Source organism: Micromonospora sp. NPDC047812 (genome assembly GCF_040704175.1).
GTDB lineage: Bacteria > Actinomycetota > Actinomycetes > Mycobacteriales > Micromonosporaceae > Micromonospora.
Window position 1 is genome coordinate 428,138 of sequence record NZ_JBEYRY010000002.1, and the last position, 21,752, is coordinate 449,889.

Sequence of the window (21,752 nt, forward strand, 5' to 3'; positions counted from 1 at the left end):
CGTTCATGACCACCAAGTCGATCCCGCTCACGTCGGAGCTGCACGCGTACCTGGTCGGGCACGGTGCGCCGCCGGACGAGATCATGCGGGACCTGGCCGAGGAGACCCGCGCGGTCCTGCCGAACGACGCGCATATGCAGGTCGCACCGGAGCATGCCGCCTTCCTGACCTTCCTCACCCGGCTGCTCGGGGTACGGCAGGCCGTCGAGGTGGGCACGTTCACCGGCCTCTCGTCACTGGCGATCGCCCGGGGCCTGCCCGAGGGCGGGCGGCTGACCTGCTTCGACATCTCGGAGGAGTTCACCGCCATCGCCCGGCGGTACTGGGAGCGCGCCGGTGTGGACGACCGGATCGAGCTGCGGATCGGCCCGGCCGGCGACACGCTGCGCGAGCTGCCCCACGAGCGCCACCTGGACTTCGCGTTCATCGACGCCGACAAGACCGGTTACCCGATCTACTGGGCGGAGCTGGTGCCCCGGATGCGTCCCGGCGGGGTGATCGCGGTCGACAACGTGCTGCGCGGCGGTCGGGTGATCGCCCCGCAGAACGCCGACGACCGGGCCATCGCGGCCTTCAACGACGAGGTGCTCGCCGACGTCCGGGTGGACGCGGTGATGCTCCCGATCGCCGACGGCCTCACCCTGGCCCGGGTGCACTGACCCTGACCGGGCAGGACCCCGCCCCTGCGCGATCTTGGTAGGAAGAGGCCCCTGGGAGGGCCGTTCCCCACCAAGATCGCGGAAGAATGGCTTTCGCGGCAGGCAGCGGGCCGGTCAGGGGCAGGTCTGTCGGTGCCCTAGGCGTTCGTCGTCGCGGGGATGGTGGGGGCGGGTTCGCCGGCGGGGCGCAGGGCGCGGCCCAGGCGGGCGGCGAGCAACGCAGCCGCCGCGATGAAGGCCGGCAGCAGCAGGAAGGCCAGGTGCGGTCCGACGCCGTCGGCCACCCAGCCGAGCGCGACCGGCGCGATCCCGAAGCCCACCCCCATCGAGTACGACGCATAGCCGGCCGCCCGGTCCGCGGCCGGCCCGGCGACGGCGAGCGCGATCGAGATCGCCAGCGGGTAGTGCAGGGCGTTGCCGAGGCCGAGGACGACCAGGCCGGTGACGGCGAGCCAGCCGACGGGCGCGATCCAGAAGAGCGCGAACCCGGCCAGCGACACGCCCAACGCGGCCAGCAGCAGCGGCACGGGCCGGTACCGCAGGGCGAACCGGCCCCCGACGACCCGCCCCACGAACATGCCGCAGACGATCGCGGCGACGGCGGCCGAGGCGCCGCCGGCCGCCATCCCGGCGTGCGAGCGGAGCACGTCGGCCGTCCAGAGCGACAGGCAGACCTCGATCGAGCCGGTGACCGCCATCAGCACCCAGGCGATCCAGTACGCCGCCGGCAGGGGTCGGCCGACCCCGTGGGCGCCGGCGACCGAGGCGACATCGCCGGGAGCCGCGGGACCGGGAGTCAAGGAGCCGGGAGCCGAGGAACTGGGAGCCAGGGAGCCGGGAGCCGCAGAGCCGGAAACCAGGGAGCCGGAAACCGTAGAGCCGGGGGCCAGGGAGCCGGGGGCCGAGGAGGCGAGAGTCGAGGAGCCGGGAGCCCCGCCGGGAGCCGGGGCGGTGGGAGGACCGCCGGGAGCCGCGGCAGCGGGGGCGGGTCGCGGCAGGCGTACGCGGAAGGTCACGGCGGCGAGCGCGACCAGGGCGATCAGGCCGACCTCGACGGCCATCGCCGGTCGCCAGCCCCACCCGGCGTCCACGCTCGCGCCGATGACCAGCGGGGCGAGGATGCCGGCGCCGGCGCAGACGGCGTTGGCCTCGGTCAGCGCGGCGGGCGCGCCGGCGCCGTGCCGGTCGGTGAGCACCACGGACACGCCGCTGATCACCAGCATGCCGAAGGTGGCGATCACGGCGACGGCGGTGATCGTGGCGGGCAGGGCGCGGACGAGGCCCAGGGCGGCGACGCCGGCCGCGACGCCCGCCAGCCCGATCCAGATGGCCCGGCCACGGCCGAGGCGGCGGGCCAGGGGGGCGAAGATCGCCCCGCCGGCCAGCGCGCCGACGGCGATGCCGGTGCTGTGCAGGCCGGCGACGGCGGCCGACGTGCCCTGTTCGTCGCGGAGCAGCGGCACGACCGGCCCGAAGCCGTAGAGGAAGAAGCCCCACAGCCCGAGCTGGGCGTAGGTCAGCCAGGTGAGCCGGTCACGGGTGAGGCGGGGCACCGGCCTCACGCTACAAGCGTCGGGCCGGCGCCCCGCCCCTGGTGAGAGGCAACTCTCCCCGCCGCCAGGCGGGGACCTCCGCTCAGCGGACGCTGCGGGCGAACTGCCGGGCGGCCCAGAAGACGCCGGCGGCGGCGAGGATCGCGATGATGCTGAGCCCCTGCCAGACCTTGTCGTCGCCGAGTTCACCGGCGAAGAGGGCCCGGGTGCCGTCGACCGCCCAGGAGAACGGGTTCCACTCGGCGATGCCCTGGAGCCAGCCCGGGGCGAAGGTCAACGGCAGCAGGATGCCGGAGAGCAGCAGCACGGGCTGCGCCACGGTGTTCATCAGCGGGGCCAGCGCGTCCTCGCTCTTGACCTTGAGCGCGATGCCGTAGGAGACGGCCGAGGTCATCAGCGCGATCAGGGCGAGCATGAGGTACGCCAGCAGCAGGTCGACGAGGGAGACGCGCAGGTCGAACAGGAGCGCGAGCAGGGTGATGATGACCGCCTGCACGATGAGCGACACCACGTCGCGCAGCGATCGGCCGAGCAGCAGGGCGAGGCGGCTGACGGGGGTGACCCGGGAGCGTTCGATGACCCCGGCGCGCAGCTCGGCGATCAGGCCGAAGCCCTGGAACAGGCCGCCGAAGATGGCCAGCAGCACCAGCAGGCCGGGTACGAAGATCTTGTAGGCCTCCGCCTGGGTGGGCGCGTTCAGCGCCGGCTTGAGCAGCGGGGCGAAGAGCAGCAGGTACATCACCGGCTGGAAGACGCCGACGAAGACCCAGACGGGGTTACGCAGCAGCAGTTGGAGCTGGCGCTGGAAGATCAGCCAGGTGTCACGGGCGAGTTTCATAAGGGCTCTCCGGTCGGGATCAGGACTCGCGCAGCGAGCGGCCGGTCTTGGTGAGGAAGACGTCGTCGAGGCTGGGCCGGTGCAGCTCGATGGACCTGAGCCCGAGGCCGGCGGTGTCGACGCGGCGCAGGATCTGCGGGATGGCGGTGGCGCCCTCGTCGACGTAGAGCCGCAGCCCGCCCTCCTCGACGGTCTCCAGCTTGTTGACGTACGGCTCGCCGTCGAGCAGCTGCGCGGCCTGCGGGGTGGCCGCCGCGTCGAGCCCGACCAGCACGACGTCGCCGGAGATCTCGCGCTTCAGCTCCGTCGGGGTGCCCTCCGCGACCACCTCGCCGTGATCCATGATCGCGATCCGGTCGCAGAGCGCGTCGGCCTCCTCCAGGTAGTGCGTGGTGATGAAGACGGTCATACCGTCGCCCCGTAGCCGGCGGATCTCGTCCCACATGTGCGCCCGGCTCTGCGGGTCGAGGCCGGTGGTCGGCTCGTCCAGGAAGACGATGCTCGGCTCGTGGATGATGCCGAGGGCGATCTCCACCCGCCGGCGCTGACCGCCGGAGTAGGTCTTGCACTTGCGGTCGGCGTACTCGGTGAGCTGGAAGGCGTCGAGGGCGCGGGCGGCCCGCCGGTGCGCGTCGGCCTTGCCGATGCCGTACATCCGGGCGTGCAGGACGAGTTCCTCCCGGGCCGTGGACTCGTCCCAGGTGCTGCCGCCCTGGGCGACGTAGCCGATGCGGCGGCGCACCTCGGCCGGGTCCTTGCGCAGGTCGGCCCCGGCGACGGTGGCCTCGCCGCCGTCCGGCTCGATGAGCGTGGCCAGCATCCGCAGGGTGGTGGTCTTGCCGGCGCCGTTGGGACCGAGGAAACCGAAGATCTCCCCCTCGGCGACCTTCAGGTCGACGCCGCGCACCGCGTCGACGGTCTTCGTCTGGCGACCCTCTCGGGAGCGGAACGACTTCCGCAACCCTCTGGTCTCGATCATCTCTGCTCCTGGTCGTCCGGGCCGGTGCCACCGGCCCCCTGTCTGTCCCTCGGAGACGACGCCGGACGGCATGCTCCCCCGTGGCGTCCCGGGCAGGCTAACGCGATATAGCTCTTGTGGTCAACGTTGATTATTCGTCCTCCGTCGGCCGCGGCGGCAGCCGCTCCTCCCAGCCCTGCCATCCCTCCGCCCGCTCCAGCCCCTCGGGCAGGTACGACACGCCCGACTCGATCCGTTCCGCGATCCGCTCGCACCAGGAGATCTCCGCCTCGGCCCGGGCCGTCCAGAGCTCGAACATCCACCCCACGTGCACCGGCTTCGTCGAACGCATCCAGTCAGAACTCAACGACGTACGCATCCACTCGACACCGGCGCGAAGCAGGTTCGCCCGGTTGCGCAGGGCGGCCGCCGCCTCGTCGCGCGGCATCGCGGGCAGGAAGGAGAACGCCGCCGCGAACGGATCCGGCGGCTCGTGCAGCTGCCACCACAGGCCCCGCAGCAGCGACTCGAACTCCTCCTCGCCCTTCGGCGTGACCTCGTACGTGGTGCGGGCCGGACGGGCGCCCACCTGCTCGGTGGCCACCTCGCGCAGCAGCCCTTCCTGGGTCAGCTTGCGCAGGGCGTGGTAGATCGACCCGGGCTGCACGTTCGCCCACCTGTCGGCGCTCCAACTGAGCAGCTCCCGGCGTACGTCGTAGCCGTGCACGGGCTGCATCCAGCGCACCAGGCCGAGGATCATCATTCGCGTGGCAGACACCCGATGAGCGTAATAAGCAAATTTGACTAGGGCGCGGCGAACAGTGCGGCATCCCACACTGAGCGATCGTTAGGGCCGCCACGGTGGCCGATACACTCCCGGTCAGTGACCCTCCGGGAGGAGCCAGCAGCGTGCGCAAGGTACTCATCGCCAACCGCGGCGAGATCGCCGTCCGCGTCATCCGCGCCTGTCGCGACGCCGGCCTGGGCAGCGTGGCCGTCTACGCGGACTCCGACCGGGACGCCCTGCACGCCACGCTGGCCGACGAGGCGTACGCGCTCGGCGGGGACACCGCCACCGAGACGTACCTGCGCATCGACAAGCTGCTGGAGGTCGCCGCGAAGGCCGACGCCGACGCGGTCCACCCCGGCTACGGCTTCCTCTCCGAGAACGCCGACTTCGCCCAGGCCGTCATCGACGCCGGGCTGACCTGGATCGGCCCCACCCCGCAGGCGATCCGGGACCTTGGCGACAAGGTCACCGCCCGGCACATCGCCCAGCGCGCCGGCGCACCCCTGGTGCCCGGCACCCCCGACCCGGTCGGCGGCCCCGACGAGGTGTTGGCGTTCGCCGTCGACCACGGCCTGCCGGTCGCCATCAAGGCCGCCTTCGGCGGCGGCGGGCGCGGGCTCAAGGTGGCCCGCACCATGGAGGAGATCCCGCACCTGTTCGAGTCGGCCACCCGCGAGGCGGTCGCCGCGTTCGGCCGAGGCGAGTGCTTCGTCGAGCGCTACCTGGACCAGCCGCGCCACGTCGAGGCGCAGGTGCTGGCCGACCGGCACGGCAACGTGATCGTGGTCGGCACCCGGGACTGCTCGCTCCAGCGCCGGCACCAGAAGCTGGTCGAGGAGGCTCCCGCGCCGTTCCTCACCGACGCGCAGCGGGCCCAGATCCACGACAGCGCCAAGGCCATCTGCCGGGAGGCGGGCTACCACGGCGCCGGCACGGTGGAATACCTGGTCGGCGCCGACGGCACCATCTCCTTCCTGGAGGTCAACACCCGCCTCCAGGTCGAGCACCCGGTCACCGAGGAGACCGCCGGCATCGACCTGGTCCGCGAGCAGTTCCGCATCGCCGACGGCGAGAAGCTGCGGTTCACCGAGGACCCGACGCCGCGCGGGCACTCCATCGAGTTCCGGATCAACGGCGAGGACCCGGGCCGCAACTTCCTGCCCGCCCCCGGCACGATCACGGCGCTGCGGCTGCCCACCGGCCCCGGCGTCCGGGTCGACACCGGCATCTCCGCCGGCGACGTGATCGGCGGCAACTTCGACTCGCTGCTGGCCAAGGTGATCGTCACCGGCGAGACGCGTACCGAGGCGCTGGAGCGGGCCCGCCGCGCCCTGGACGAGATGGTCGTCGAGGGCATGGCCACCGCGCTGCCGTTCCACCGGCTGGTGGTCCGGGACGAGGCGTTCACCGCCGAGCCGTTCACCGTGCACACGCGGTGGATCGAGACCGAATTCGACAACACCGTCCCGCCGTTCACCGCCGCCGCCGGCCCCGCCGACGCGCCGGCCGAGCGCGAGACCGTCGTGGTCGAGGTCGGCGGCAAGCGGCTGGAGGTCAGCCTCCCCGCCGGTCTCGGCGGGGGTACGGCCGCCGCCGCGCCCGCCGCGCGCAAGCCGGCCCGCCGCGGCGGCGGGGCCAAGGCCGGCGTCGCGGTCAGCGGCGACGCGCTCACCTCCCCGATGCAGGGCACCATCGTCAAGATCGCGGTCGCCGACGGCGACACCGTGGCCGAGGGTGACCTGGTCGTGGTGCTGGAGGCGATGAAGATGGAGCAGCCGCTGCACGCCCACAAGGCCGGCACGGTCAGCGGCCTCGCGGCCGAGGTCGGCGCCGTCATCACCGCCGGCGCGGCGATCTGCACCATCGCCTGATCCGCGCCCCCAGGCGCACGCTCCAAGCGCGCGGTCCCGGCCCCGGCGCGGCTCAGGGGACCCGCCCCGACGTGGCCAGGCGCCCCCGCCCTCGGCGTGGCCAGGCGTCTCGGCCTCTGCGCGGCTCAGGGGCGGCCCCGGCCCCCGACCCCGGGCCGGCCCCCGACCTCTGCGCGGCTCGGACTGCGCAGTCAGCGCAGCTCGGCGCCGGCCACCGCCCGGACGGCGGCCGTCAACGCGTCCAGGGTGGTGGAGTCCACCCGCCAGTGCTGCCAGTACAGCGGGCGGTCCAGGTGCCGCCCGGCACCGAGGTCGACGCAGCGTCCGGCGGCGATGTCGGCGTGGGCGATCCGTTCCGGGACCATCCCCCAGCCGAGCCCGAGCCGTACCGCCTCGTTGAAGCCGTCGAAGGACGGGACGTAGTGGACCGGCGGGTCGAGCCGGCGCCGGGTGACGGTGCGGGCGAAGCGCTGCTGGAGCTGGTCCTTGCGGTCGAACGCCAGCATCGGCGCCGACGCGAGGGCGGCCTCGGTGAGACCGTCCGGGAAGTGGCGGGATGCGAACCCGGTCCCGGCCAGGGCGACGTACCGCATGGCGCCCAGCCGCTCCACCCGGCAGCCCTGCACGGCCTCGCGCTGCGCGGTCACGGCCGCCATCGCCGTGCCGTCGCGGATCAGCTCCGCCGTGTGGTCCTCGTCGTCCCGGCGTACGTCGAACAGCAGCGCCAGCTCGGTGGGCAGTCGCGCCAGCGCGCCGACGAACCAGGTGCCCAGCGAGTCCCCGTTCGCCACGACCGTCACCCGGGTGGGTGCGGACCCGCCGACGGCGGGCCGGGCTGCGGCCAGCGCCTCCCGTTCCAGCAGGGCCACCTGCCCGGCGAGCCGCAGCAGCGGCCGGCCCGCGTCGGTGGCCCGGCACGGCTTCGTCCGCCGGACGAGCACCTGACCGACGGACTGCTCCAGCGCCTTGAGTCGCTGGCTGACGGCCGAGGGGGTGACGTGCAGGGACCGCGCCGCCGCCTCGAAGCTGCCCTCGCGGACCACCGCGGCGAAGGTCCGGAGCTGCGTGGTGTCGAGCATGATGAAGCAGAGCTTATCCACCGTGAGAATCTTTAGCTGGGCTGCATCGGGCGGGGCTCGTAGCCTCGGCTCGTGCCCGACATCCTCAGCGGTTCCGTGGCCGGCTCCGCCGCCGCCGGCTTCTCCCTCGCCATCGCGCTGATCGCCGCCATCGGCGCGCAGAACGCCTTCGTCCTGCGGCAGGGCCTGCGCCGCGAGCACGTCCTGCCGGTCGTCGCCGTCTGCGCCGCGTCCGACGCGCTGCTCATCGCGCTCGGCATCGCCGGCATGGGCGGGGCGACGGCGGAGCACCCCGCCGTCCTCACCGCCGTGCGGTGGCTCGGCGCCGCGTTCATGCTCGGGTACGCCGCGCTGGCCGCCCGCCGCGCGCTGCGCCCCGGCGCGCTCTCCCCCGCCGACCGGCCGCCGGCCACGCTCGGCGCGACGCTGCTGGCCTGCCTCGCGTTCACCTACCTCAACCCGCACGTGTACCTCGACACCGTCCTGCTGCTCGGCGGGGTGGCCCGCCAGCACCCGCACCACTGGGTCTTCGGCGCGGGCGCCGTGCTGGCCAGCGCGGTCTGGTTCACGACCCTCGGCGCCGCCGCCCACCGGCTCGCGCCCGTGCTGGCCCGCCCGGTGGCCTGGCGGATCATCGACGGCACGGTGGCCGTCGTGATGGTGGCGGTCGCGGCCACCCTGCTGTTCGACTGACGGCGCCGACCTGCCGGTCGGGGTGTTTTCGGCAACCACCGGGGGCGCGGACGCCGGCGGGCGGGAATGATGGCGACGTGCGGTTCCTTCACGGCGCGGTCCCCGCGCACGACCTGACCTACAACGACGTCTTCATGGCGCCCGTCCGTTCCGAGGTGGGTTCCCGGCTCGACGTCGACCTGGCCACCACCGACGGCACCGGCACCACCATCCCGCTGGTCGTGTCGAACATGACGGCGGTGTCCGGCCGCCGGATGGCCGAGACGGTCGCCCGGCGCGGCGCGATCGCGGTCATCCCGCAGGACATCCCCATCGAGGTGGTGGCGAACGTCGTCGCCTGGGTCAAGCGGCGGCACCTGGTGCACGACACGGCGATCACGCTGGGCCCGACCGACACCGTCGGCGACGCGATCCACCTGCTGCCGAAGCGGTCGCACGGCGCCGTGGTGGTCATCGACGACGAGAGCCGGCCGGTGGGCGTGGTGACCGAGGCCGACACGGTCAGCGTGGACCGTTTCGCCCAGCTCCGGCACGTGATGTCGACGGAGCTGCACACCGTGCCGGCGGACGCGGACCCGCGTACCGGCTTCGAACGGCTCTCGGCGGGGCGGCGCCGGCTGGCCCCGGTGGTCGACGCCGAGGGGCGCCTGGTCGGGGTGCTGACCCGGCAGGGCGCGCTGCGGGCGACCCTCTACCGGCCGGCGCTGGACGACCGGGGCCGGCTGCGGATCGCCGCCGCTGTGGGCATCAACGGCGACGTGACCGGCAAGGCGGCGGCGCTGCTGGAGGCCGGGGTGGACACGCTGGTGGTGGACACCGCGCACGGCCACCAGGAACGGATGATCACCGCACTGCGGGCGGTGCGCGCGCTGGACCCGGCGGTCCCGGTCGCGGCGGGCAACGTGGTGACCGCCGAGGGCGTACGCGACCTCGTGCGGGCGGGCGCCGACATCGTCAAGGTCGGCGTCGGCCCCGGCGCGATGTGCACCACCCGGATGATGACCGGGGTGGGCCGGCCGCAGTTCTCCGCCGTGCTCGACTGCGCCGCGGCGGCCCGGCAGCTCGGCCGGCACGTCTGGGCCGACGGCGGCGTGCGGCACCCGCGCGACGTGGCGCTGGCGCTGGCCGCCGGGGCCTCGAACGTGATGATCGGCTCCTGGTTCGCCGGCACCTACGAGTCCCCCGGCGACCTCTACACCGACGCCGACGGCCGGCGTTACAAGGAGAGCTTCGGCATGGCCTCGGCGCGGGCCGTCAGCGCGCGGACGGCCGACGACAGCGCGTACGACCGGGCCCGCAAGGCGGTCTTCGAGGAGGGGATCTCCTCGGCGCGGATGTACCTGGACCCGACCCGGCCGGGCGTGGAGGACCTGATCGACGAGATCATCGCGGGCGTGCGGAGCGCCTTCACCTACGCGGGCGCGCGGGACCTCGCGGAGTTCCACGAGCGGGCCCTGGTCGGCGTGCAGAGCGCGGCCGGCTACACCGAGGGGATGCCGCTGCCCACCAGCTGGTGACACCGCCGTCCGGCTGGCGGCCCCCACGTGCCGCCGCCGGCTCGCGCGGTCCGGCGGGGTTCGTCACGGCTTCGGGAAGAGGCGGTGGATCACCTCGCGGGCCGCCGCCCGGGGGTCGTCGCCCACCCGGGGCGGCAGCGCGCCCGAGAGCCAGAGCGTGGCGAAGCCGTGCACGATGGACCAGGCCGCAAGCGCGTCGCCCTGCGGGTCCTCCGCCGTCGGGCGCCGCTCGGGCAGCGCGGCGACGCCCGCGCGCAGCGCGTCCCCGGCGCGCTGGCGGGCCGCCACCAACTCCTCCGCGTCGGGCCGGTAGAGGTCCGGACGGAACATCACCTCGAAGTGCGCGCGGTGGCCGACCGCGAAGTCGACGTACGCGACGCCCCGGTCGAGCAGGTCGCCGCCGGCGCCGTACAGCGCCTCGGCCAGCAGGTGGAAGCCCTCGGCGGCGAGGGCGGTGAGCAGCCCGGACTTGTCGCCGAAGTGGTGCGCCGGGGCGGCGTGCGAGACGCCCGCCCTGCGGGCCAGGTCGCGCAGGCTCAGTGCCGCCGGGCCCGACTCCTCGATCACCTGCACCGCCGCCGCGAGCAGGGCGCGACGCAGGTCGCCGTGGTGGTAGCCGCGCGTTCCGCTCATGCCGCCATCGTATCTAGTCGTTGACAAGATGCCACCTCCGGGGCAATCTTGTCGGCGACAAGTTACTCCGAGGAGGTATCGATGGCTCCGCTGATCGCACTCGTGGCCGGCGCCGCGCTCGCCCGACTGGCCGGACTGGTCGGCGTGGCCGCCCTCGACGGCTGGCACCCGGCGCTGCGGGTGGGCCTGGCGCTGATGTTCGTGGTGACCGGCGTCGCGCACTTCGCCCCCGCCTACCGGGCCGACATGATCACGATGGTGCCGCGCGGCCTGCCCCGGCCCGCCCTGCTGGTCACGATCACCGGGGCGCTGGAACTGGTGGGCGCGGTCGGGCTGCTGGTGCCGGCGACCGCCCGCTGGGTCGCGGCCGGGCTGGCCCTGCTGATGGTGGCCATGTTCCCGGCGAACGTCTCGGCGGTCCGGCGCGGGCTGACCCTGGCCGGCCGCCCGGCGACCCCCCTCGGCCCGCGCACGGCGGAGCAGATCCTCTTCGTCGGAGTGGCGGTCGCTATTTCGTTTGGGGCCTGACGTTCAGGCCGCTAACCTATCGGCCATGGAACTGATGACGCTACGGGACGTGCCCATAGCGCGACTGCTCGTGGTCGCCGGGCACGTCACCGGACAGCGGTGGAACCGCTACCTGGCCGAGGCGCACGGCCTCACCCAGGCGGGAATGGTCACCCTGATGACCCTCGCCGAGCACGGCGAACTGCCGCACCGCACGGTGGCCGAGCACTGTTTCGTCCGGCCGGCGACCCTGACCGGCATCGTCGACACCCTCGAACGCGACGGCCTCGTCGAGCGGCAGCGCGACGAGGCCGACCGACGCAGCGTCAAGATCGCGATCACGCCGGCCGGCCGGGCCCGGATCGACGCGCTGACCGCCATGATCCGCTCGGGGCACCCGCTGACCTCGGTCGACGCCGACCCGACGAAGGCGGCGGTGATCCGCGAGTTCCTCCTCGAAGTCATCGGCAACGGCGACCACGGCGCCCCGGAAGGGGGCCCGGCATGCTGACCCGGCTGCTGCGTACGCACCTTCGCCCGTACCACCGGCCGCTGGCCGCCGTGGTGCTGCTCCAGTTCGTCGGCACCATGGCGTCGCTCTACCTGCCCAGCCTCAACGCCGACATCATCGACCAGGGCGTGGCCCGGGGCGACACCGGCTACATCCTGCGCACCGGCGGCTGGATGCTCGCGGTCAGCCTGGTCCAGATCGTCTGCTCGGTCGCGGCCGTCTACCTCGGCGCGCGCACGGCGATGGCCTTCGGCCGGGACGTCCGGTCGTCGATCTTCGGGCACGTCAACCGCTTCTCCGCCCGCGAGGTCGCCCGGTTCGGCGCGCCCTCGCTGATCACCCGCAACACCAACGACGTGCAGCAGGTGCAGATGCTCGTGCTGATGAGCTGCACGATGCTCGTCGCCGTACCCATCATGAGCGTCGGCGGCGTGGTGATGGCGCTGCGCGAGGACGTCGGGCTCTCCTGGCTGATGCTCGTCAGCGTGCCCGTGCTGGCCGTCGCCCTGTGGCTGATCATCCGGCGGATGGTGCCGGGCTTCCGGCTCATGCAGACCCGCATCGACACGGTCAACCGGGTGCTGCGCGAGCAGATCACCGGCATCCGGGTGGTGCGCGCGTTCGTCCGGGAGCCGTACGAGACGGACCGCTTCGCCACGGCGAACGCCGACCTCACCGCGACCGCCCTGCGCATCGGCCGCCTGATGGCGTTGATCTTCCCGGTGGTGATGCTGGTGCTCAACGTCTCCAGCGTCGCGGTGCTCTGGTTCGGCGCCGAGCGGGTGGACGCCGGGGCGATCCAGGTCGGCGCCCTCACCGCCTTCCTCCAGTACCTGATGCAGATCCTGATGGCCGTCATGATGGCCACCTTCATGCTGATGATGGTGCCGCGGGCGGCGGTCTGCGCCGAACGGATCGTCGAGGTGCTCGACACCGACTCCTCCGTGGTGCCCGCCGCCCACCCCGTGACCGAGGTGACCGCCCACGGCGAGCTGGAACTGCGCGACGTCGCGTTCCAGTACCCGGGCGCGGCCGAGCCGGTGCTGCGCGACGTGTCGTTCCGGGTGACGCCGGGGACGACGACGGCGGTCATCGGCAGCACCGGAGCGGGCAAGACCACCCTGCTGTCGCTCGTACCCCGGCTGGTCGACGCGACCGCCGGCGCGGTGCTGGTCGACGGCGTCGACGTACGGGACCTGGCGCCGGACGAGCTGTGGCGCCGCATCGGGCTGGTGCCGCAGCGGCCGTACCTGTTCACCGGGACCGTGGCGAGCAACCTGCGCTACGGCAACCCGGACGCGACCGACGCGGAACTCTGGGAGGCGCTGGAGATCGCCCAGGCGCGGGACTTCGTCGAGGCGATGCCCGAGGGGCTGGAGGCGCCGATCGCGCAGGGCGGCACGAACGTCTCGGGCGGGCAACGGCAGCGGCTGGCCATCGCGCGGGCCCTGGTCCGGCGGCCGGAGATCTACCTCTTCGACGACTCGTTCTCCGCGCTCGACCTCGGCACGGACGCGCGGCTGCGGGCGGCGCTGCGCCCCGTGACCGCGGACGCCGCCGTGGTGATCGTGGCGCAGCGGGTCTCCACCATCGTCGGCGCCGACCAGATCGTCGTGCTCGAGAACGGGGGCGTGGTCGGGATCGGCCGGCACGACGAACTACTACTCACCTGCCCGACGTACGCCGAGATCGTGGCGTCGCAGAACACCACGGGGGTGGTCGCGTGAGCGCGCGGAGCGAACGAACCGTCAGGCACAGCAGCGCGGCGCCTCGCGCCGTCGCCGAGCGGAGCGAGGTGGCGGAGTGAGCGCCGTACCGCAGCAGAAACCGGCCGCCGACGCGGCGACGCCGAAGCGGCTGCCGCCCGGCGGGCAGCGTGGCGGTCCGCACGCGGGCGTCGGGATGCCCGCCGAGCGGTCGATGAACTTCGGGCCCTCGGCCCGGCGGCTGCTGGGCCGGCTGCGACCGCAGCGCCTCCAGCTCATCGCCGTGATCGCGCTGGCGGTGCTCAGCGTCGGGCTCAGCGTGGTCGGGCCGAAGGTGCTCGGCTGGGCCACCGACCTGATCTTCACCGGGGTGATCGGCCGGCAGTTGCCGGCGGGCACCACCGCCGACCAGGCGGTGGCCGCGGCGCGGGCGGCCGGCAACGACAACTTCGCCGACATGCTCGCCCGGATGGACGTGGTGCCCGGCGTGGGCATCGACTTCGCCGCGCTGGCGCGGGTGCTGCTGCTGGCGCTCGGGCTCTACCTGGCGGCCAGCCTGCTCATGTGGTGGCAGGGCTGGCTGCTCAACGGGGTGGTGCAGCGCACCGTGCTGCGGCTGCGCGCCGAGGTGGAGGAGAAGCTGAACCGGCTGCCGCTGCCCTACTTCGACCGGCAGCCCCGGGGCGAGCTGCTCAGCCGGGTCACCAACGACATCGACAACATCTCGACGAGCCTCCAGCAGACGCTGAGCCAGCTGCTCACCTCGCTGCTCACCGTGGTCGGCGTGCTCGCCATGATGTTCTGGATCTCGCCGCTGCTGGCCCTGGTGGCCCTGGTCGCGGTCCCGGTCTCGGTGGTCGTCACCACGGCCATCGCCAAGCGGTCGCAGCGGCAGTTCATCGCCCAGTGGGCGCACACCGGCGAGCTGAACGGTCAGATCGAGGAGGCGTTCACCGGCCACGAGCTGGTCAAGGTCTTCGGCCGGCAGCGCGAGGTCGAGGCGGCCTTCACCGCGAAGAACGACGAGCTGTTCCGGGCGAGCTTCGGCGCCCAGTTCATCAGCGGGATCATCATGCCGGCGATGATGTTCGTCGGGAACCTCAGCTACGTGGCGATCGCCGTGGTCGGTGGCCTGCGGGTGGCGTCGGGGTCGATGAGCCTCGGCGACGTGCAGGCGTTCATCCAGTACTCGCGGCAGTTCACCCAGCCGCTCACGCAGGTCGCCTCGATGGCGAACCTGCTCCAGTCCGGGGTGGCCTCCGCCGAGCGGGTCTTCGCCGTGCTCGACGCCGAGGAGCAGAGCCCCGACCCGGCCGAGCCGGCCCGGGTACGCGACCCGCGCGGCCGGGTCGAGTTCGCGAACGTCTCCTTCCGGTACTCCCCCGACAAGCCGCTGATCGAGGACCTCTCCCTGGTCGCCGAGCCCGGCCACACGGTCGCCATCGTCGGGCCGACCGGGGCCGGCAAGACCACGCTGGTCAACCTGGTCATGCGCTTCTACGAGCTGGACGCCGGCCGGATCACGCTCGACGGGGTGGACGTCACCACGATGCGCCGCGACGACCTGCGCGGCCGGATCGGCATGGTGCTCCAGGAGACCTGGCTCTTCGGGGGCACCATCCGCGACAACATCGCGTACGGCCGCCCCGGGGCGACCGAGGAGGAGATCCTGGCCGCGGCCCGGGCGACGTTCGTGGACCGGTTCGTACGCAGCCTGCCCGACGGCTACGACACGGTGATCGACGAGGAGGGCAGCAACGTCAGCGCCGGCGAGAAGCAGCTCATCACGATCGCCCGGGCCTTCCTCGCCGAGCCGTCGCTGCTGATCCTGGACGAGGCGACCAGCTCGGTGGACACCCGCACCGAGGTGCTGCTCCAGCGGGCGATGGCGGCGCTGCGGTCGGACCGGACGAGCTTCGTCATCGCGCACCGGCTCTCCACCATCCGCGACGCCGACCTGATCCTGATGATGGAGGACGGCCGGATCGTGGAGCAGGGCACGCACGACGAGCTGCTCGCCGCGCGGGGCGCGTACCACCGCCTGTACCGGTCGCAGTTCACCGCCGCCCTCCAGCCCGACCCCGACCCCCAGGCCACCCCCGGGCCCGACCTGCGGCCCGGCCCCGAGCCCGCCCCGCTCGAAGGGTCGTCCCGGTGACGGGGAGGCCGCCGCCGGCGACGACGGGCGGGCGGCCGGCGGGCTCGGGGCCGGACAGGGGCTCAGCGGGTCGGCAGCAGGGCCGGGCCGCGGTCGGCCACCACCGCACCGATCAGCCGGAGGGCGTCGGCGGCGGGCATCGGGTCCAGGGCCCGGCCGCCGCGCAACCGCAGCGACACCGCGCCCCCGGCCGCCTCGCGGGGGCCGACGACGGCGGCGTACGGCACCCGGGCGCGGGCCGCGTCGCGGATGCGGGAGCCCAGCGAACCGGCCCTGTCGACCTCGACGCGCAGCCCGGCGGCCAGCGCGTCGCGGGCGAGCCGGGCCGCCGCACCGGCCTGCTCGTCCCCGACGGGCAGCACCACCAGCTGCACCGGGGCGTACCAGGCGGGGAAGGCGCCCTCGTGCACCTCGATCAGGTACGCGAAGAGCCGCTCCATGCTGCCGACGAGGCTCCGGTGCACCATCACCGGTCGACGCCGCGCCCCGGACGCGTCGGTGTACGACAGGTCGAACCGCTCCGGCTTGTCGAAGTCGAGCTGGACGGTGGAAAGGGTGAACTCCCGGCCGGCGGCGTCCACCACCTGGATGTCGATCTTCGGACCGTAGAAGGCGGCCTCCCCCGGGGCCTCGGTGAACTCCACCCCGTCGAGCGCGGCGCGGAGCAGGTCCTCCGCCCGCGCCCACTGGGCGTCGTCCCCGACGTACTTCTCCCCCGGCCCGCGCAGCGACAGCCGGAACCCTGCCGGCCGTACGCCGAGCGCCGCGTGCGCCTCGCGGATCAGCCGGAGGATCTCGACGACCTCCTCGCCCACCTGCTCCAGGGCGCAGAAGTTGTGCGCGTCGTTGAGCGAGATGGCCCGCACCCGGGACAGCCCGCCGAGCACCCCCGAGCGCTCGGCGCGGTACATGCCGCCCAGCTCGGCGATCCGCAGCGGCAGTTCCCGGTAGGAACGGCCCCGGGCCCGGAACACCAGGGCGTGGTGCGGGCAGAGCGCCGGCCGCAGCACGAACTCGTCGTCGGCGCCGAGCGCCATCGGCGGGAACATGTCGTCGGCGAAGTAGCCGAGGTGGCCGGAGAGTTCGAAGAGTTCCCGCCTGCCCAGCGGTGGGGTGAGCACGTGCCGGTAGCCGGCCCGGCGTTCCAGCTCGCGGACGTACTCCTCGACGGCGTGCCGGGCGGCGGCGCCGGCCGGCAGCCAGAGCGGCAGCCCGGCGCCGGCCAGCGGGTCGGAAGCGAACAGCTCCAGCTCCCGGCCGAGCCTGCGGTGGTCGATCATGTCGCGCTCCTTGATCGGGTACGACCCGGAGGCGACCCGGTCACCGGACGCCACGAGGCCCCGGGGCGGATCGCCCCGGGGCCTCGTCGACGGTCAGGTCAGTACGGCGCGCCGGGGTCTCCCGGCGTCGTGGTGGATACCGCACTGCGCATGGGGCGACGGTACGTCCCCGGTCGCGGGGACCGCAGCCGGTTTTTCCGGGCGGTCCGGCACGCGGACGGCGGGGGCGGGAGCACGGGTCGGCACGCCGCGCGGCACGGGGGCGGGCCGCCGGCACGGGACCTGCCGGCGGCCCGCGGCGGCCGCACCGTCAGGAACGGGGGACCCGACGGTCGTGGGGCCGCGCGCCGACAACGGTACGCCGGGCCGCCCCGATCCGCCGACCCTCGACGCTGCGCAGACGCGTCACCTGCGGCGGTGTCCGCTCGTTGTGTCCGGTGGCCCTGCCGTGTCGGTGGTCACCACGCGCCAGGGTCCCGCCCCGTGCCGCCGGACGACCCGTCAGGCTCGGTACCCGCAATCGGCCCCGTCCGGCGAGGTGGCAGTCGTGCCCGAACTACTCACTGAGGTCGCGTCGCCGGCCTGGGCGTACCTCGCACTGCTCGCGCTGCTGGTCGCGGACGCCTTCGTACCCGTGATCCCCACCCAGGTCGTGATGATCACCGGCGGCGCCCTCACCGTGTACGGCGGGCTGAACCTGCCGGTGACCATCGCCGTCGGCGCGCTCGGCGTCTTCGTCGGGGACCTGGCCTGCTACCTGCTCGGGCGGGGCGCACCGGACCGCCGGGCGCCGCGCGACGCCCACCGGGGCCGGGCCCGGCGCGTCGCCAGCCGGGTCACCCAGGGGCTGCGCCGGCCCGGGCCGCTCGTGATCCTGCTCTGCCGCTTCGTGCCGGGCGGCCGGATGGCGGCCTGCTTCTCGGCCGGCCGCAGCCGGTACCCGTACCGGCTCTTCCTGCTCTACGAGGGCCTGGCGGCGCTGGGCTGGGCCACGTACGGCGGGCTGGTCGGGCACCTCGGCGGGACGGCGCTCACCGAGTCCGCGTGGCGGCTGGCGCTGATCGCGGGGGTCGCCGCAGCCGGCTTCGCGGCGGCGGGCTGGGCCATGACCGCCGTCGGGGCCCGGCGGGCGGCCGAGTCGGTCGCGGTGCCGATCGTCGTCCCGGCACGGCGGGACGCGCCCGGGGCGGAGTGACCGGCCGCGCCGGCACCGCCTAGGGGTGGTCCCGGGGACCGATCTCCGTGGGCGGCCCGGATCCGCCTGGGGTCCCTGCCGGGACAGGCTGGGCCATGCGCGGAACCCGGAACAGTGGACTGCTGGCGCTCGGCGGGATCGCCCTGGCGACGCTGCTCGCCGTGGTCGGCCACGTCGAGGTGAACGAGAACCTGGACCCGTGGACGCTGACCGTCAGCGACTACGCCGTCTCCGACCGGGGCGGCGTCATCGACGTCGCCATGCTGGTGCTCGCGGCGGCAACCGCCGTGCTCCTGCCCGCCCTGTGGCACGTCCACCGGCCGCCCGCCGCCGGAGCGGGGCGGGCCGCCGAGGCGTTCCTGGCCGCCTGGGTCGGCGGGCTGTTGCTGGCCGCGGTGGTGCCGACGAACGAGCCCGGCCTGCCCATGGACACCGCCGCCTACGTCCACCGGTACGCCTCGGTGGTCGCCTTCCTGGCGCTGCCGGTCGCCGGTTGGCTGCTCGCCCGGCGCCTGCCGGAGGCCGCCGGCCGCCGGGTACGCGCTCTCGCCACGGCCAGCGTGGTCCTGGCGGCGGCGATGGTCTGGTCGGCCTACCCCGGCGACCGGCTGCTGCTCGGCCTGGTCGAGCGCCTGCTGATCCTCACCGAGGTCGCCGTGCTCGTCGTCGTCGCGGTCACGCTGCTCCGGCGGGTCACTCCAGCTCGTGCAGCATGAGCTGGCGGGCGGCCTCGGTGATGGAGCCGGAGAGGCTCGGGTAGATCGTGATCGTCTGGGCCAGCTCGTTGACCGTGAGGTTGTTCTCCACCGCCATGGTGATCGGCAGGATCAGCTCGCTGGCCTTCGGCGCCACCACCACGCCGCCGATCACCTGCCCGCTGGCCGGGCGGCAGAAGAGCTTGACGAAGCCGTCGGCGAGGTCGTCCATCTTGGCGCGGGCGTTGCCGTCCAGCGGCAGCATGACCTGCCGGGCCGGCACCTTGCCCGCGTCGACCTCGTCCTGCGAGACGCCCACGGTGGCCAGCTCCGGGTCGGTGAAGACGTTCGCCGCGACGGTACGCAGCCGCAGCGGCCGGACCGCCTCGCCGAGCGCGTGCCACATCGCGATCCGACCCTGCATGGCGGCCACGCTGGCCAGCGGCAGCACCCCGGTGCAGTCGCCGGCCGCGTAGATGCCGGGCACGTTGGTCCGGGAGACCCGGTCGACGGTGACGTAGCCGCCCCGGGCCAGCGCGACGCCGTACTCGGCCAGGCCAAGGTCGGCGGTGTTGGGGATGGAGCCGACCGCGATCAGCGCGTGCGAGCCGGCCACCCTGCGGCCGTCGGAGAGCTCGACCTCCACCCCGTCGGCGGTACGCCGGACCGCGTCCGCCCGGGAGTTGTTCAGGATGCTCATGCCCCGGTTGCGGAAGACCCGCTCGATGGCCATGGCGGCGTCGGCGTCCTCGTGCGGCATCACCCGGTCGCGGCTGGAGACCAGGGTCACCTGCACGCCCATCGCCAGGTAGGCGCTGGCGAACTCCGCACCGGTGACGCCGGAGCCGACCACGATCAGGTGCTCGGGCAGCTCCGGCAGGTCGTACACCTGGCGCCAGGTCAGGATGCGCTCGCCGTCCGGGACGGCGGTGGGCAGCTGGCGGGGGGTGGCGCCGGTGGCGACCAGCACGGTCGACGCGGCGATGGACTGCTCCCCGCCGCCGTCGGTCGGGGTGACGAGCACCCGGTGGGTGTGGCCGAGGGTGTCCTCGCCGAGCCGGGCGGTGCCCGACACGAAGGTCACCCCGGCCTTGACCAGCTTGGCGTGGATGTCGGCGGACTGGGCGAGCGCGAGGCGCTTGACCCGCTCGTGCACCGTGCGGGCGTCGACCGTGACCGCCTCCAGCCCGTCGGAGTGCACCCCGAACTCCTCGGTGTCCCGGTAGCCGGTCACCACCTCGGAGCTGGCGATGAAGGTCTTCGACGGTACGCAGTCGGACAGCACGCAGGCCCCGCCGGCGCCCTCGGCCTCCACGACGGTGACATCAGCGTCCAGCTGCGCGGCGACCAGGGCCGCCTCGTAGCCGGCCGGTCCACCGCCGATGATCACGATCCGGCTCACAGGGCCATCCTTTCGTTCGCGGCTGCGGGGCTCCGCTCCGCTGCACTCCTCGCGCTCACCGTGCCCGCCCCCGACCAATGCTCACAGTGACTTTCTTCTCCCGAACGCGTCCGACACGCTCCGTCGTATTCTCCCCCACCCCGTGGGCGGGCTATCGTCATCGCCGTGCGTCATCACGCCGCCTACGGCTCTAACCTCGACCCCGCCCGCATGCGCGCCTACTGTCCGCATTCGCCGATGGTGGGCACCGGCTGGCTGGAAGGCTGGCGGCTCACCTTCGCGGGCGAGAACGTGATCGGCTGGGAGGGTGCGGTCAGCACGGTCGTCGAGTCCCCCGGCGACCGGGTCTTCGTGGCGATCTACGACATCCACCCCTACGACGCCGCCCAGCTCGACGAACTCGAGGGGGTGACCGCCGGCACGTACCGCAAGCTGCACGTGCGCGTCTCGACCCTCGACGGCGACGTGACCGCGTGGATCTACGTCTTCGACGGGTACGAGGGCGGGCTGCCCACGGCGTGGTACCTCTCGGAGATCGCGAACGCCGCCGAGAAGGCGGGCGCACCGGACGACTACGTCACCGAGCTGCGGTCCCGCCCCACCGGCACCGCGTCGGCCTAGCCCGTACCGTCGGCGGCCCCGCGCGTATCCCACGGCCCCCAGTCTGCTCCGGCACCGGGCGGGGCCCCCATCCGGCCCCGCCCGGCGTCGTCAATCACACACCGGCGGCCGGCACGACCCGCTCGTACATGTCGACCCAGCGCACCTCGCGCAGCCCCACCGACCGGTAGAGCGAGAGCGGGGCGGTCGGGTTGGCCAGGTCGACCCCGAGGCCGACGGACTCCCGGCCCTTCTCCACGTACCGGGCGAACGCGTGGCTCAGCAGCGCCGCGCCCACCCCCCGGCGCCGGTTACCGGGCAGCACGGCGAGGACCCTGACCCACCCCTCGTTGCGGTCTAGCGCCTGGTCGGACGAGCGGAGCACGCCCGCCGGCCGGCCGTCCACCTCGGCGACGAACCACTCGTCCCAGGCCGGGTCGACCTCGATCCGGGCCCGCCACCGGTCGTAGGGCAGCGGCTCGTAGTCGGGGGTGTCGCGGAAGGCGGTGTCGTAGATCCGGTGGAAGTCGCGCAGCTCCGACTCGTCGCCCGGACGCACCGGGCGGACCGTCACCCCCGGCGGCGGTGGCGGGGGTTCGCCGGGCAGCCCGGCCAACGACCGGCGCATGAGCTGGTACCGCTTGACGACCTTGAACCCCGCGTCGGTCAGCTCGGCCGCCCACCGGCGCTCGGGCGGGTATGCGGGGCAGCGCACGGTCAGGGCCGGCAGGCCGCGCTCGGCGGCCCGCTCGGCCACCCGCTCCAGCTGCCGGGCCAGCAGCGGCCCCCGCACCTCGGCGCCCCGGTCCGGATCGACCAGCACGTCGACGAACTCCCGCCCCGTCCCGGTCTCGTTCTGCAGGATCGCCCAGGCCACCAGCGCGCCGTCCGGATCCGTCACCACCCAGGAGTCCCGCTCCGGGTCGACGTTCGGCGCGGTCAGCGCGTCGCGCACGTCGTCGGCGTCGAAGTCCGGGTAGCCGATGGCGAAGGTGTCGGCGGCGTGCGCCACCGTCAGGATCGCCGGTACGTCGTCCAGGGTGGGGCGGCGGGCGTGCCAGCCGGCGGGAAGAGTCACGGAGGCGATCCTGACAGGCGGGCCGGCGG

At 73.9% G+C, this 21,752-nt stretch carries 20 protein-coding genes; 11 read left to right on the forward strand and 9 right to left on the reverse strand.

The features are described from left to right. Positions 1-5 precede the first annotated feature (5 nt). The gene (locus tag AB0883_RS09640) at positions 6-659 is read left to right on the forward strand and encodes an O-methyltransferase (RefSeq protein WP_366640824.1); all 654 of its coding nucleotides are present in this window, start codon (positions 6-8) and stop codon (positions 657-659) included. Between the two features lie 137 nt (positions 660-796). Here the strand turns inward: AB0883_RS09640 and AB0883_RS09645 are convergent, their stop codons facing one another. The 4 genes from AB0883_RS09645 to AB0883_RS09660 all read right to left on the reverse strand — a co-directional run bounded on the left by AB0883_RS09645 (position 797) and on the right by AB0883_RS09660 (position 4,771). Further along, a complete protein-coding gene (locus AB0883_RS09645; RefSeq protein WP_366640825.1) occupies positions 797-2,212 on the reverse strand; it encodes an MFS transporter in 1,416 nt (471 codons plus the stop codon). A gap of 82 nt (positions 2,213-2,294) precedes the next feature. After that, a complete protein-coding gene (locus AB0883_RS09650) occupies positions 2,295-3,050 on the reverse strand; it encodes an ABC transporter permease (protein WP_366640826.1) in 756 nt (251 codons plus the stop codon). Between the two features lie 19 nt (positions 3,051-3,069). Continuing rightward, positions 3,070-4,029: an ATP-binding cassette domain-containing protein gene (locus tag AB0883_RS09655; RefSeq protein ID WP_366640827.1), complete on the reverse strand. Its 960-nt coding sequence runs from the start codon at positions 4,027-4,029 to the stop codon at positions 3,070-3,072. 130 nt (positions 4,030-4,159) lie between these two features. Next, on the reverse strand, positions 4,160-4,771 hold the full coding sequence (locus tag AB0883_RS09660; protein ID WP_366641694.1) for a PadR family transcriptional regulator: 612 nt from the start codon (positions 4,769-4,771) through the stop codon (positions 4,160-4,162). 146 nt (positions 4,772-4,917) lie between these two features. On the opposite strand from AB0883_RS09660, the gene AB0883_RS09665 reads away from it, so the two are divergent. Continuing rightward, on the forward strand, positions 4,918-6,669 hold the full coding sequence (locus AB0883_RS09665; RefSeq protein ID WP_366640828.1) for a biotin carboxylase N-terminal domain-containing protein: 1,752 nt from the start codon (positions 4,918-4,920) through the stop codon (positions 6,667-6,669). A 191-nt stretch (positions 6,670-6,860) separates the two neighbouring features. Here AB0883_RS09665 and AB0883_RS09670 read toward each other — a convergent pair whose 3' ends face one another. Then, positions 6,861-7,748 carry a LysR family transcriptional regulator ArgP gene (locus tag AB0883_RS09670; RefSeq protein WP_366641695.1) on the reverse strand — a complete coding sequence of 296 codons (888 nt, stop codon included), beginning with the start codon at positions 7,746-7,748 and terminating at the stop codon, positions 6,861-6,863. A gap of 96 nt (positions 7,749-7,844) precedes the next feature. Here AB0883_RS09670 and AB0883_RS09675 point away from each other — a divergent pair, with 96 nt between their 5' ends. Together AB0883_RS09675 and AB0883_RS09680 are read left to right on the forward strand one after the other, a co-directional pair. After that, complete coding sequence (locus AB0883_RS09675) at positions 7,845-8,441, forward strand: LysE family transporter (protein WP_366641696.1); 597 nt, start codon at positions 7,845-7,847, stop codon at positions 8,439-8,441. A gap of 77 nt (positions 8,442-8,518) precedes the next feature. After that, positions 8,519-9,958 carry a GuaB1 family IMP dehydrogenase-related protein gene (locus tag AB0883_RS09680; protein WP_366640829.1) on the forward strand — a complete coding sequence of 480 codons (1,440 nt, stop codon included), beginning with the start codon at positions 8,519-8,521 and terminating at the stop codon, positions 9,956-9,958. A gap of 63 nt (positions 9,959-10,021) precedes the next feature. Here AB0883_RS09680 and AB0883_RS09685 read toward each other — a convergent pair whose 3' ends face one another. After that, positions 10,022-10,591 (reverse strand): TetR/AcrR family transcriptional regulator, encoded by a 570-nt coding sequence (locus tag AB0883_RS09685; protein ID WP_366640830.1) that lies wholly within the window; start codon positions 10,589-10,591, stop codon positions 10,022-10,024. Positions 10,592-10,672: 81 nt separating this feature from the next. On the opposite strand from AB0883_RS09685, the gene AB0883_RS09690 reads away from it, so the two are divergent. The 4 genes from AB0883_RS09690 to AB0883_RS09705 all read left to right on the forward strand — a co-directional run bounded on the left by AB0883_RS09690 (position 10,673) and on the right by AB0883_RS09705 (position 15,473). After that, positions 10,673-11,119 (forward strand): DoxX family membrane protein, encoded by a 447-nt coding sequence (locus tag AB0883_RS09690; protein ID WP_366640831.1) that lies wholly within the window; start codon positions 10,673-10,675, stop codon positions 11,117-11,119. A 25-nt stretch (positions 11,120-11,144) separates the two neighbouring features. After that, positions 11,145-11,609: a MarR family transcriptional regulator gene (locus tag AB0883_RS09695; RefSeq protein ID WP_366640832.1), complete on the forward strand. Its 465-nt coding sequence runs from the start codon at positions 11,145-11,147 to the stop codon at positions 11,607-11,609. Then, a complete protein-coding gene (locus tag AB0883_RS09700; RefSeq protein WP_366640833.1) occupies positions 11,603-13,336 on the forward strand; it encodes an ABC transporter ATP-binding protein in 1,734 nt (577 codons plus the stop codon). Before AB0883_RS09695 ends, AB0883_RS09700 begins: the two co-directional genes overlap by 7 nt. 76 nt (positions 13,337-13,412) lie before the next feature. Continuing rightward, positions 13,413-15,473, forward strand: a complete 2,061-nt coding sequence (locus AB0883_RS09705; protein WP_366640834.1) for an ABC transporter ATP-binding protein — start codon at positions 13,413-13,415, stop codon at positions 15,471-15,473. A 62-nt stretch (positions 15,474-15,535) separates the two neighbouring features. On the opposite strand, the gene thrS is transcribed toward AB0883_RS09705, so the two are convergent. Continuing rightward, positions 15,536-16,753, reverse strand: coding sequence for a threonine--tRNA ligase (gene thrS, locus AB0883_RS09710; RefSeq protein ID WP_366640835.1), 1,218 nt, complete (start codon positions 16,751-16,753; stop codon positions 15,536-15,538). 547 nt (positions 16,754-17,300) lie between these two features. Between thrS and AB0883_RS09715 the strand changes: the two genes are divergently transcribed. Both AB0883_RS09715 and AB0883_RS09720 read left to right on the forward strand, forming a co-directional pair. After that, on the forward strand, positions 17,301-17,948 hold the full coding sequence (locus AB0883_RS09715; RefSeq protein ID WP_121396630.1) for a DedA family protein: 648 nt from the start codon (positions 17,301-17,303) through the stop codon (positions 17,946-17,948). Between the two features lie 95 nt (positions 17,949-18,043). Beyond that, a complete protein-coding gene (locus AB0883_RS09720) occupies positions 18,044-18,664 on the forward strand; it encodes a DUF998 domain-containing protein (RefSeq protein WP_366640836.1) in 621 nt (206 codons plus the stop codon). Here the strand turns inward: AB0883_RS09720 and AB0883_RS09725 are convergent. Next, positions 18,642-20,045 (reverse strand): NAD(P)H-quinone dehydrogenase, encoded by a 1,404-nt coding sequence (locus AB0883_RS09725; RefSeq protein ID WP_121396632.1) that lies wholly within the window; start codon positions 20,043-20,045, stop codon positions 18,642-18,644. The genes AB0883_RS09720 and AB0883_RS09725 overlap by 23 nt on opposite strands. 165 nt (positions 20,046-20,210) lie before the next feature. Between AB0883_RS09725 and AB0883_RS09730 the strand changes: the two genes are divergently transcribed. Further along, positions 20,211-20,666 (forward strand): gamma-glutamylcyclotransferase, encoded by a 456-nt coding sequence (locus AB0883_RS09730; protein ID WP_121396633.1) that lies wholly within the window; start codon positions 20,211-20,213, stop codon positions 20,664-20,666. 94 nt (positions 20,667-20,760) lie between these two features. Here the strand turns inward: AB0883_RS09730 and AB0883_RS09735 are convergent, their stop codons facing one another. Then, on the reverse strand, positions 20,761-21,723 hold the full coding sequence (locus AB0883_RS09735) for a GNAT family N-acetyltransferase (RefSeq protein ID WP_366640837.1): 963 nt from the start codon (positions 21,721-21,723) through the stop codon (positions 20,761-20,763). Positions 21,724-21,752: the final 29 nt, after the last annotated feature.

Excerpts from the sequence above, each read along its gene's own strand:
- AB0883_RS09650 (WP_366640826.1), bottom strand. The coding sequence starts at position 3,050 with ATGAAACTCGCCCGTGACACCTGGCTGATCTTCCAGCGCCAGCTCCAA.
- AB0883_RS09640 (WP_366640824.1), top strand. The coding sequence starts at position 6 with ATGACCACCAAGTCGATCCCGCTCACGTCGGAGCTGCACGCGTACCTG.
- AB0883_RS09655 (WP_366640827.1), bottom strand. The coding sequence starts at position 4,029 with ATGATCGAGACCAGAGGGTTGCGGAAGTCGTTCCGCTCCCGAGAGGGT.
- AB0883_RS09685 (WP_366640830.1), bottom strand. The coding sequence starts at position 10,591 with ATGAGCGGAACGCGCGGCTACCACCACGGCGACCTGCGTCGCGCCCTG.
- AB0883_RS09670 (WP_366641695.1), bottom strand. The coding sequence starts at position 7,748 with ATGCTCGACACCACGCAGCTCCGGACCTTCGCCGCGGTGGTCCGCGAG.
- AB0883_RS09700 (WP_366640833.1), top strand. The coding sequence starts at position 11,603 with ATGCTGACCCGGCTGCTGCGTACGCACCTTCGCCCGTACCACCGGCCG.
- AB0883_RS09695 (WP_366640832.1), top strand. The coding sequence starts at position 11,145 with ATGGAACTGATGACGCTACGGGACGTGCCCATAGCGCGACTGCTCGTG.
- AB0883_RS09720 (WP_366640836.1), top strand. The coding sequence starts at position 18,044 with ATGCGCGGAACCCGGAACAGTGGACTGCTGGCGCTCGGCGGGATCGCC.
- thrS (WP_366640835.1), bottom strand. The coding sequence starts at position 16,753 with ATGATCGACCACCGCAGGCTCGGCCGGGAGCTGGAGCTGTTCGCTTCC.
- AB0883_RS09690 (WP_366640831.1), top strand. The coding sequence starts at position 10,673 with ATGGCTCCGCTGATCGCACTCGTGGCCGGCGCCGCGCTCGCCCGACTG.
- AB0883_RS09660 (WP_366641694.1), bottom strand. The coding sequence starts at position 4,771 with ATGATGATCCTCGGCCTGGTGCGCTGGATGCAGCCCGTGCACGGCTAC.